Raw genomic sequence first — 11,006 nt, 5'->3', positions numbered from 1 at the left:
CTTATTACGCTTAAAAAACTACCGAATAATTGTGCAGTTTCAATCACGAGTGTGGATGAAGCTAGAACTACTGAAGCTTTGTTTACTGTGTTGATTTTATTTCCATACAAAAAAAATAAGTAAATACCTAAAGGGAATAATAAAATCAAATTTCCATATAAAGCCAATGGAATGAAGCTATCCACTAAATACGTCTTTAAAGGAATCAGATTGATAGGTAAAGAATTGAAAATGTTGTTAAAAGAAAAATTTGTACCCTTCATAATCATAGTGTACGGAATACAACCAACTGTATAGAGTAACAAGTAGACTAAATAAATATAGAAACTTGCTTTGATTAAAAGATTCATTATTGAAAAATTAACGGTCTTGTATACATCGAAAGCTACAAACAAAAGTAAAGGAAGGATATTCACTAGTATTTCTAATAAAATATAATCTTGAGCAGGAAAAAGACCAGAATACGCAACGCTTATATTTCGGTATAACACAAACAAAAAAGGAATCAGCACTACCAAGGAAAATATTTTCTTCATTTTTTCCCTTCCCGCTCTTTATATATTATGTTAATTTCCTTAACCCCTTGTTCTATATTCATTTCTCTATTTACCATAAGAGGAAAAATATTTCTGTTTACCTCATGAAAACGAACATATTGCTCTTGAGTAAATACTTCAGGATGATAAGACCCTTTTTCTCCATAATACAAATATTTAGGATTATCTAATTTAGGGAATTTAGTTTTATACAAAGTTAGTGTATCCTTATCATAATAAGATGGGAAATTTCCTCTGAAGAAAGCCTTTTCTTCACTTATAGCTTTGATAGCATACTCTTTACTTATCAAATATTTAAGTACTTTTAAAGAAGTTATAGTATTAAGTGTATTGGATGTTAAAGCAATGTTATTCGTATGAATATAAATATCTAAATCATGCCCCTTAAAGCTTGGCGGGGGTAAGATAGTAATATTTAAATCCGTCTTAACAGGAAAGCCAAGTTGATCTATATTTCCTTTTCTATGTAAAATATTTAACTCATGCGGATACATTATTTTCATACTTAATTCACCATTAAAAAATGATTCATCACGATAATCATTTTTATTAAGTTGAACTAAATCAATTATCCTATTTAATTCATCAGCCCATTCCTGTTCTTCATAAAGCTCAGTACTATTAATACTATCCTTGATGGGTATATTCATTGGCGCAGTGACAAGTTCAAAATCCATAAACAAACCATCTGCACTGCCAGGACCTATAGATATGGGGTTGAAATCTGTTTTTTTACTTATTTGTTTAGCCATTTGCTCAACAGTGTCCCAATTTAAAGGCTGTAAAGGCAAATCAACACCTGCAGCCTTTAAATGCTCCTGATTAATAGCAAATAACATGCTATTAAAACTAGGAGAAGTAAAATATATCTCTCCATTACCAGCTTTTTTAATTACATCTAGAACAGGCTTATGAAAATTTTCATTATCTAGCTCCTTCAAAATTTCCTTAGTTATATTTCGTAACTTATCTTCTTGAATTAAATTATCAAGATATGGAGTAGGAAAACCTATTAATAAGTCATAATTTTTTGTATCAATACTTTTTAATGCTCGCTTATTAATTTCGCTCCATAGTTCTTCACTTTCTTGTAAAGTAACAAATTCGTCCTCTCCAATTAAGAAATTTGTTTCAAGTACAATGTTTAGATGTTTTATTTGTTCATTAATCATTTCTATCTCTGTAGTATCTCCCTCAAAAGGGGTTAAAACTTGCAATACTTCCTTGTTAGAATTTATACACCCCGACAACATTAAAGACGAAACAAATATGTATAGTAAAAATAGTTTTTTCATTCTATCTCCTTATGATAAATGGGTAACAAGCTAAAATAAACTTGTTACCCATCTGAATATTTAGTAGTTAAATGAGCCACTTGCTTTTTGAGGTGTATTAAGTTCATACATATTTCTTAAATATGCTTTCCTTGATCCTGTCGGTCCACTAACATCTACTCTTTTTTGGGTAATAGCTCCTGATTGTGAATTACTTGTTGACACAACACCAAACAAGCCCTTCAATTGATAAATAACACCTGATGGTTGACCAGAGTAAACAGCAGAATGTGTTGCAATGAAGTACTGTGTGCCATTAAGATTAAAGTCCGTTCCATCTCCCCCACCTACATACACTCCATAGTCAAAATATGGAGAAACATATGGCGTTGATGCAGCATTTGCTGTAGTAGCCCCAAAACCACTGAATAAAATCCCTCCAATTAACGCTATACTTGAATACTTTTTCAATAATTTGTTCATTACTTATTCCTCCTAATAAATAGTGAATCTTTGTGCTGCTTATGAGGACTTTTCTTGTACATGCAATCTCCATAAATTAGAGAGCATGATATGGATTGTCCCAAAATCATCAGCACTTTTATGTTTAAAAATAACAATTCCTTATTGCAATACTTTTAAATCATAAGAATAAGGCTCTTTTCTTTGAGAATTGAGAATTTTATCTAAACCATGTATATCAAATGAATCAATCAACTTGCCTGTATCTAGTGAGTAAGTTTCTAAATAATAGTAGTTCTTTTTCTCTTTGCTATACCTTAATACATACAAATAACCATCTTTAAAATACGTTTGCTCATTGTGGCGGATGCTAGATTGCGCAGGTTCTTTGAGTTGAAATGCTTTTGAAGTTTTATTGGTTGTTAAATCAAATGTATAAATATCTCCTAATCCATCCACATAAAACAATTTATTCTGATAAATAGTGGCGGAATTCTTAGTATTATAAGGAATAGTAGATGCTAAATTTACATTTTCATAGTTAATAAACGGAAATTTCTCTTGGTTTCCTGTTTGTTTATTAATCCTATAAATTTCAATATTTTCACTTGATTCTTTTATATTGATTGTTGATAGAGGTAGATAATAATATTGTTTATCAACTAAAATGGGTGTTGTTGAACTGCTGTCATCAAAAGATTCTACATGAAGTGCTGTGATATCATGGATGGTGAGTTCTTTATCCAATGTTACTTCTTTTAAAGTCAATGTCTTAGTGTCAAATTCTTGTGTTAGCACATAAATCGCTTCATCTGTTGCCCCAGAAGTCAAAATATATTGCGGAATCGTCCCTGTATGTATCCTCTCACGATTTCCAAAGTAAACATCTGATCTATAACTACCTGATGGGTCAAATCCACTATTATAGATACTAAAAAAGGTATTTTGTGATGGTAGGTACCCAGTTCGTTCACCTGTATGTTGAGATGTTTTCATCTGAAACGTTTTCATCTTATCTCCTACAATACGTACCGTATATTTGTCTGCTAATAGGAGCTGATTGTCCCCTACAGCCATAGTACCTAACTCTAAATTATCCATCTGAAACGCTTGCGCTGAATGATCCTCTTTGACAAAAATAGCATAGCTTATCCCATTATTGTTATATTGAACAGCTGTTGTTGATAAATAGATAACTGCTTTAGTCTTTTTTAATAATGTACCATCAATATCTTCAGCAGCTAAAAATAGATTTTTGGGTTGCCCTAGATAAATCACACCACTGGTAATGATGAGTAAAATAATTCCTGGTATCATTATCTTTTTCAAATTTACCCCTCCAAAAATTAATCGTTCATAACTAAGTTACAAACGATTAATCCTTCTTACTTAATTGTTCTTACCAATGTAGTATCCGAAGCATCTCGGACATCACGTGGATAAACACCTGCACCACCATCCACATCTAAATCGAGATTACCATTTAATTGATAAGCTGACCAAATGAGTTTTGAACAGTTTTTATCTCCAGTATGTGCTGTTAAACGATTTGTTGCAAAATTATACGAATAAGATTGTCCAAGTTGCGAGTATGCCCAATCCGCAGCCTTATTACGATTGGTTGATGTCGTTTTAACAGATTTTTCAACCGCACCGACGCTATCAACTAAACGTTGCGTAGTTGAAATTGTTCGTACTCCTGTAGAAGGAACAGCCTCTACAATTGTTGTTGAATTATAATACATTCCCACATGCCCATGATCTAAATAAGCTGTTTGTGATGGCGTATAGTAAAAATTACCCTTTGTACCTGCACCAACACTAATCGTTCCTCCACTAGCGCCATAAGTTGATACACCCTCTTTGGTTTGAGCATATGCTACTTTTTCTGCAATCCCTTGTGCTTTATCTTCTTTTAACTCTGTATAAATCTGTTCCAGAATAATTTGTTCGGATTGCCCTGTATCAACAGAAAATGCTCTAACATCCTGTAGTAATTCTTGTTTCGAGATATCTGGCTGAAGCTTTAAAATATCATCGACATAGGATGTGGCATAAGTGTTACCTGTTTGGCTAAATAACATAGCCGCAGTAAAAGAAAATGTTAAAATATGTTTCTTCACGATTATTCTTCCTTCTTTCTTATGTGTGTTTAAGATATATGTTAGCTAGCTACACCGTATATCGTAAACAGAATACATGAAAAGTAGCTTCTATAAGTCGTTTTTTCCTAAAAAAACACTTATATTTCCTGACTATCAACTTTCGTTACCACCATAACGTTTAGGAAGAAAAATCGACATTTGAGGAAATTTTGCACCATTTATAGACAAATTTATGTAAAATAAGAAAGGAAGGTGGACGTTTATGAAATATATAGAAAATTACTTAGTTAATCTATTTACACTTGAATCACATACACAAACGGAAAGACTCAAAATCGAATATGGTATTAAATTGCTTGTTTCTGAAGTAGGTAGATTGTTTATTGTCTATTCTATTGCGCTTTTACTAGGATGCTTATTAGAAGTAATGATTACCCATATAGCTTTTTATGTATTAAGACAAGTTTGCTTTGGTTTTCATTTTCAAACAAGTAGACAATGCTTAATAGGAAGTATTTTATTATTCCCTATTTTATGTAAGCTTACCACCTATATAAAAATAGATGGTACATTACTGTCTATCCTAACGTTATTAAGTTTATTACTAGTAGTATATTTAGCTCCTCAGGGCACAAAAAAGCATTCTATTCTTAATACAGCACATAGAGACTATTTGAAAAAGAAAATATATAAACGTGCTATTATTCTATATGGCATCTATTTACTATTACCAAGTACTTTACTACCATTTATTACATTAGGTATTCTTTTAGAACTTTTTATGCTTTTATTAGAAATCTATAATCAGAAAAAGGAGACAATTTTATATGAATTATCTTAAAACAATGATTAAAAATATTTCAAATCTTATTATGTCTATCACTCAAAATGATATGGTTTATGTTTGTAGAATGTTTGCTCATGAAGAAGAGTTACCTGAAAAATTAAAAAAAGAACATCCTTTTTATAAAGGATAATTCAATATGCTTCTTTTCATATTAAGAGATTCTATATTCATTTTTGGACCATTGTTCTATCTTCTCACTATTCGTCCAACTAAAATAAAGCTTATACAAGTTATTGTTTTGGTGATACTACCTTTTTGTTTATTGTTAACATATACCTCACAACTTATAGCTATCTGTTTTTTATTTATTACAGCCAGTTTGCTATTTTACTTATTTACAAAGAGTATTGTAGCTTTTTTTGATGTGACTGTCGTTCTACTCATTAGTATTTTTTCAGATAACCTAGCACAATTTATCAATAGTCAACTTACTACTAATTCATATATACTTGAAATATTTTGGTTTATACTATGCCAAATATCTCTCAGTTTCTTATATAAAAACTGCGTAAAAAAGAAGTTATCTTCGTTGCGTTTCCCATTCAAAATGCAGCTATTATTAATTATTATTGGGATACTAACACTTGGTATGTTTTATATCAATGTATTCTTTATAGGTGTACAAGATAATAAAGCGTTAACAACAGCCAATTTCTTTATTCAAATTACCTATATATTATTGATTGTGCTTGCTGTGACATTACTGATTACTAACCTCAACAAAATGCAAGCCATTCAACAAAAAGAAGTGGCACAGCAGCAGTTTTTTGAATACATGCAGGCATTGGAGCAAGTAAATACAGATATGCAAAAGTTCCGTCATGATTATACCAATATTTTAATGTCACTAAAAAATTATATAGAAGATGAGGATTTACAGGGATTAAAACACTATTTTTATTCAGATATTATGCAGGTAGAAAAACAGACCTTATTTCAAAGTAAAATAATTGGCACATTAGAAAAATTAGAGGTTGTTGAGCTAAAGGGCTTATTATCATCTAAGCTACTACTCGCAAATCGTTTGCAACAAAGGGTTACAGTGGAAATTCCACATCCAATATCTTCTGTGAATATGAACCTTATTGATTTAACAAGAGTATTAGGTATTTTGATTGATAATGCAATGGAAGCTAGTGTAGAGATTGCTGATTCAGTTGTACATATTGCAGTTCTCTCTACTGCTCAGCAATCTGTTGTCATTGTGATTGACAATGTAATCCATGATACAAATATCAATATTTCAACTATATTTGATTATCAATCTTCCTCTAAAGGCGATGGTCGAGGGATTGGTTTAGCAAATGTGAAGGAAATCCTACAGGCACATGCAAATGTTTCATTAAATACACGAATTGAGAAACAGCACTTTATACAGGAGCTACAAATTTTTTAGGAGGTGTCTAGCATGAAAATTGTTATTTGTGAGGATGATGCACGACAACGAAAATTTTTACAGTCCACTATTGTCCATTCTTCTTTATTTCAATATGATGATGTGGAAATTGCATTAATAGCCTCTAATCCATCTGAAGTATTTACTTATTTAAAAGAGCATCGGGCAAATTGTTTTTTATTAGATATTGAGCTCCAGCATGAAATCAATGGCTTAGAGCTAGCAAATACTATACGCAGTAAAGATCCATTAGCTTCGATTATCTTCATTACGACCTATGCAGATAAGTTAAAGTTAACCTTTACATACAAGATAGCTGCATTAGATTTTATAGTAAAAAATGAGCCAAATTTAGCTGAAAATTTAATTGATACTTTACATATTGCTTATCAGAAACATCAAAATATACAAACTGAGCAAATTGATAAAACTTTTCAAGTGAAAATAGGTGAACATGTGCAAATCATCCCCTTCACAGATATTTATTGCTTTGCCACTTCACTCAATGCACATAAAATCGAGATGAAGGAGAAAAATGGTGTCTATGAGTTTTTCAGCAATTTAACAGATATTGAACAACAGTTAGATGAACGTTTCTTCCGTTGTCATCGTGGCTATATTATCAATTTGCAACATATTCGCAAAATTGACCAAACCTATCGCACGATTACGATGACAAACGGTTCCATTTGCCATTATTCATTTCGCTATAAAAAAGCATTAATAAAAGCATTGCCATCTACATCCACGATTATCTTTGAATAATGTCAATCTTGACAAATGACACACTTTACCATATTATTCTACTAATTTGACATTTGGAGTGTGATAACATGATTCGATTATTAACTGCTGCTGACCATGAAGTTTGTATGGCTCTTGTACAGCAAAAACCTGCTGAAAATTTATTTATTATTGGCGATATTGAGGTTTTCGGCTATGACCAACCATTTCAAAAGCTTTGGGGACAATTTGAGGATGGGCAATTAATTGCGGTATTACTTAAATACGAAGGAAACTACATTGCCTATGCACAGGATACGTTGGATGCAGAAGGTTTTGCAGCAATTATTAATGCGGACAAAGAAGCAACCAATGTAGCAGGCTTAAAATATGTAACAGATCAGTTAGAGCCTACGCTGGATAAAGCGATTTTACATAAACACGAGCTGTATTATGCGAAATGTACAGCATTACATCCCATCTATGCTCCAGAAGAATTAGTGAATATCGAACGATTAACACGAGATACTATTGAAGAAAATGTAGCATTACTCCGCTCCATCCCTGAATTTGCCCATAGTCCAATCACTGTGGAAAGCAAACTGCGTGTGGAAGAAGAAAAAACAGGACGTACTTACTTTATGCGAGAGGGCGAATTAATGGTATCCTCTGCTTCCACAGCTGCAGAAAACAGCTTATCCGCTATGATTGTAGGCGTCGCTACTCGAGAAGACTATAAGAAAAAGGGCTATGCTACAAAATGTATGCAAAAGCTATGTGGTGAGCTATTAGATGAAGGCAAATCACTATGTCTCTTTTATGATAATCCACAGGCTGGCACTATTTACAAACGCTTAGGCTTTGAGGATATTGGTTTTTGGAACATACTGCGCTTTTAACATACTATACTTACTGACAGAAACGTTCATCCACGTTTCTGTCTTTTTTATGTTACATTGCCACACTAAACAACTGTACAAGAGCCAGTATCACTGCACAAGCAAGCGGTACAATGCGCAATGCTGTGTAGCCAAAAGAGGTGCTACTAATTTGCTCAAATGGATCTTTAGCAGGTGCACCTAAATAGGTAATAAAGCGATCCCAACGATTTTTTTTATAGGTTGCTAGCTTTTCAGGAATTGGCACATCAAATCGGTCTAGTTGTTGCTGCAATTCATGCTCGTTCTTCCATTCATCCTTCAGCATAAAAATCCTCCTTTAACTCCTCTTTTAAACGCTTCAATGCTTGATGTAATCTCGATTTTACTGTGCCCACAGGTATTTCCAAAATCTTAGCTATATCCTCTTGCTGTAAATCGTGGTAATAGGCCAATAAAACCACACCACGCTGTTTTTCTGGGAGCTTTGCAATTGCTTGCTGTACTGCTAGTTTATCATCTGTTGAAAAGGTTGTTGCCTGTATTGGCACTAAAAATGGGAAGAAGCTACGCCATTTTTTTCTTCTATTTAATTTATTGAGTAATAGACGGTAGCCGATTTGGAAAATGTATGATTGCACTGTTCCCTTTGCCACATCAAAATCATGACGCTTTTTTTGTAACTGCTCGAAAGTGTCCTGTACAATATCAATGCTTAACTGTTCTTCATTCGTATAACGAAACAGAAAACTATACAAAGGTCTATGTAATTGATGATATAGCTGGTTGAATGCCTCATTATCTCCCTCTTGATAAGTTATCATCAAATGCTCATTCGTCATCATTCGGCTCATCTCCTAAATGTGCCTTGATCGATTTCAATGTGCTTGAAATACGCAAAAATGAATAAATAACAATAATAATCACCCATACCTGTGATTGATTTGTAAAAAATTGTACATATGGATTCGTTACATCCTTCCCATTCGAAATCAGTAAATTTAATGCTTGTACACAGCCTATCGTATATATACCTAACGTAAATGTTATAGTATCGAACACATTCCAGCGTAAATAAATGGTTGTTTTTTTATAATTAATTTTACGATTTTCACGTACAATATGTTTGCGGTCAAACGGGATAATAATAGCTACTATCACAACTACCCATATACTAGCTACAACGAGCGAAACAATCCAGCCAATATCCATCATCTTCCCTCCTATCTGTGGTAAACTTTACGAGCAATCAACACAAGCGCCAAGCTCCATACGATTAAAATAACAAAATATTGATATGTCGGAAGCCATGTCATTGTCGTTAACCCTAAATAATATTGTAAACTATCATTTAAATAAAGCATGGGATTCCATATAAGAAAAATAAAATATTGCTGTGGCTCCTTACCTGCAAGCGTTAAAAACATGGTAGTCATTGTGACTGAAAACATAAATAATATCATGATTGGCACTAACATACTTTGCGCAACCTTCCCATTTTTAAAAACTCCCGCCAAAATAAAGCTTAATGGATAAAGTGCAAGCAAGACAAAATTGCTGATTAATACGATGGAGAAAACATTGCCCCATGAAATCATAATAAACAGCTTATAACAAATAAGTAACGAGATTAGCATACAATTCACTAACACAAATATGCCAATACCTATCCCAATATAGTAAGTAGAGGACGATACATTTGTACGCTTTAACCAATCAAAGGTGCGATTTGCCTTCATATCTGCTAAATAAATCGTTACACTTGAAAAAGCAAAAGAAAATATCAACAATAAAATGGAAATCGGTAAAAATTGCCCTTTCACAATATAAAGAAAGGTTTCTTCATTCACTACAAATTTCATAGCAAACGAAATCAATAAAAAAAGAAAGGCTGGTAATGAATTTCCAAAACCTACACCATAATTTCGTATATTTTCTAACATAAATGTACGTGCAATTTGGATCATCATGCTATTCGCCCTCCTAATACTTGCCCAGTCATCCCAAAATAAATACCTTCAATCCCTTTAAATACTGGATTCTGATACTTTTCTTCAAGTTCTGCTAATGTACCGTAATCCGCTAGCTGTCCATCCTTTAAAATATAAATGGCATCAAATAACGATTCAAAGCCTGCTACTTCATGGCTAATGATAATGACAATTTGCTTAGTTTGCTGAATTTCTCGTTGCAAAAATGCGCCAAGCTGTTTTTTCTTCGTTAAATCTAAATCCGCAAAAGGCTCATCCAGTAATATAATTGGCTTATTTAATAAAAAGGCTAAATAAATGGAGAGTGCCTTGCGTTGACCACCTGAAGCATTTTTCACTAATATATGTTGATATGCTGCAAGCTCCAACAAATCATAGAGCGCTGTCAAATTCTTTTGATTGGCAGTCAACGCTTGAAATAATCGAATGACCTCACTAATTTTTAAATGGCTATAGCTATCAAATGTCTGATATTGCAATGCTACACAATCCACTAGCTGTCTATCATAGGACATTACACCACTATCGTACATCACATCCCCTGCAATACATTTCAGCAACGTGGATTTTCCTGCACCATTTTCCCCTAACAATAAATAACAGCCCCCCTCAGGAAAGATTGCCGAAAAATGATTCAGCACCGCCTTACCATCATAGGTTTTAACGATATTTTGTAAAGATAACGTCATCAAACCTGCCTCCTACTTATCTATTTACCTACTATACAAACGAGAGGGAGAAAAAGTTCATTTTGTTCGAAAAAAATTTTTGAC

The 11,006-nt window shown here is 32.9% G+C and carries 14 protein-coding genes and 1 pseudogene; 5 read left to right on the top strand and 10 right to left on the bottom strand.

From position 1 onward, the window contains the following. The 5 genes and pseudogenes from OPF91_RS18880 to OPF91_RS18860 form a co-directional block, all read right to left on the bottom strand. A pseudogene (locus OPF91_RS18880) lies at positions 1–536 on the bottom strand (hypothetical protein); the annotation flags it as partial. Continuing rightward, the gene (locus OPF91_RS18875) at positions 533–1,852 is read right to left on the bottom strand and encodes an ABC transporter substrate-binding protein (protein WP_264990468.1); all 1,320 of its coding nucleotides are present in this window, start codon (positions 1,850–1,852) and stop codon (positions 533–535) included. The pseudogene OPF91_RS18880 and the gene OPF91_RS18875, both read right to left, overlap by 4 nt. 60 nt (positions 1,853–1,912) lie before the next feature. Further along, the gene (locus OPF91_RS18870) at positions 1,913–2,314 is read right to left on the bottom strand and encodes a hypothetical protein (protein WP_264990467.1); all 402 of its coding nucleotides are present in this window, start codon (positions 2,312–2,314) and stop codon (positions 1,913–1,915) included. A 141-nt stretch (positions 2,315–2,455) separates the two neighbouring features. Further along, on the bottom strand, positions 2,456–3,622 hold the full coding sequence (locus OPF91_RS18865; protein ID WP_264990466.1) for a YycP family beta-propeller protein: 1,167 nt from the start codon (positions 3,620–3,622) through the stop codon (positions 2,456–2,458). A gap of 56 nt (positions 3,623–3,678) precedes the next feature. Beyond that, entirely contained in the window at positions 3,679–4,419 is a 741-nt protein-coding gene (locus tag OPF91_RS18860) for a YiiX/YebB-like N1pC/P60 family cysteine hydrolase (RefSeq protein WP_373877074.1), read from the bottom strand. Positions 4,420–4,660: 241 nt separating this feature from the next. Between OPF91_RS18860 and OPF91_RS18855 the strand changes: the two genes are divergently transcribed. From OPF91_RS18855 to OPF91_RS18835, 5 genes are all read left to right on the top strand, one after another. Continuing rightward, the gene (locus OPF91_RS18855) at positions 4,661–5,239 is read left to right on the top strand and encodes an accessory gene regulator B family protein (RefSeq protein ID WP_264990464.1); all 579 of its coding nucleotides are present in this window, start codon (positions 4,661–4,663) and stop codon (positions 5,237–5,239) included. Next, entirely contained in the window at positions 5,226–5,375 is a 150-nt protein-coding gene (locus OPF91_RS18850; RefSeq protein WP_264990463.1) for a cyclic lactone autoinducer peptide, read from the top strand. Before OPF91_RS18855 ends, OPF91_RS18850 begins: the two co-directional genes overlap by 14 nt. Positions 5,376–5,774: 399 nt before the next feature. Next, on the top strand, positions 5,775–6,641 hold the full coding sequence (locus OPF91_RS18845) for a GHKL domain-containing protein (protein WP_264990462.1): 867 nt from the start codon (positions 5,775–5,777) through the stop codon (positions 6,639–6,641). Positions 6,642–6,653: 12 nt separating this feature from the next. Then, positions 6,654–7,406, top strand: coding sequence for a LytR/AlgR family response regulator transcription factor (locus OPF91_RS18840; protein ID WP_264990461.1), 753 nt, complete (start codon positions 6,654–6,656; stop codon positions 7,404–7,406). Positions 7,407–7,474: 68 nt separating this feature from the next. Continuing rightward, complete coding sequence (locus OPF91_RS18835) at positions 7,475–8,263, top strand: GNAT family N-acetyltransferase (RefSeq protein ID WP_264990460.1); 789 nt, start codon at positions 7,475–7,477, stop codon at positions 8,261–8,263. A 52-nt stretch (positions 8,264–8,315) separates the two neighbouring features. Here the strand turns inward: OPF91_RS18835 and OPF91_RS18830 are convergent, their stop codons facing one another. The 5 genes from OPF91_RS18830 to OPF91_RS18810 are packed head-to-tail and all read right to left on the bottom strand — an operon-like array spanning position 8,316 to position 10,922. Then, positions 8,316–8,570, bottom strand: a complete 255-nt coding sequence (locus OPF91_RS18830) for a hypothetical protein (protein ID WP_264990459.1) — start codon at positions 8,568–8,570, stop codon at positions 8,316–8,318. Further along, positions 8,557–9,096 carry an RNA polymerase sigma factor gene (locus OPF91_RS18825; RefSeq protein ID WP_264990458.1) on the bottom strand — a complete coding sequence of 180 codons (540 nt, stop codon included), beginning with the start codon at positions 9,094–9,096 and terminating at the stop codon, positions 8,557–8,559. Before OPF91_RS18825 ends, OPF91_RS18830 begins: the two co-directional genes overlap by 14 nt. Then, on the bottom strand, positions 9,074–9,454 hold the full coding sequence (locus tag OPF91_RS18820; protein ID WP_264990457.1) for a group-specific protein: 381 nt from the start codon (positions 9,452–9,454) through the stop codon (positions 9,074–9,076). Before OPF91_RS18820 ends, OPF91_RS18825 begins: the two co-directional genes overlap by 23 nt. Positions 9,455–9,465: 11 nt before the next feature. Next, entirely contained in the window at positions 9,466–10,212 is a 747-nt protein-coding gene (locus OPF91_RS18815; RefSeq protein WP_264990456.1) for an ABC transporter permease, read from the bottom strand. After that, positions 10,209–10,922: an ATP-binding cassette domain-containing protein gene (locus OPF91_RS18810; RefSeq protein WP_264990455.1), complete on the bottom strand. Its 714-nt coding sequence runs from the start codon at positions 10,920–10,922 to the stop codon at positions 10,209–10,211. Before OPF91_RS18810 ends, OPF91_RS18815 begins: the two co-directional genes overlap by 4 nt. Positions 10,923–11,006 lie beyond the last annotated feature (84 nt).

Source organism: Lysinibacillus piscis, assembly GCF_026012395.1.
In the GTDB taxonomy this organism is placed as follows: Bacteria; Bacillota; Bacilli; order Bacillales_A; family Planococcaceae; genus Lysinibacillus; species Lysinibacillus piscis.
Note: the sequence above shows the minus strand (reverse complement) of the source record. Positions and strands in the feature narration are given on the sequence as shown.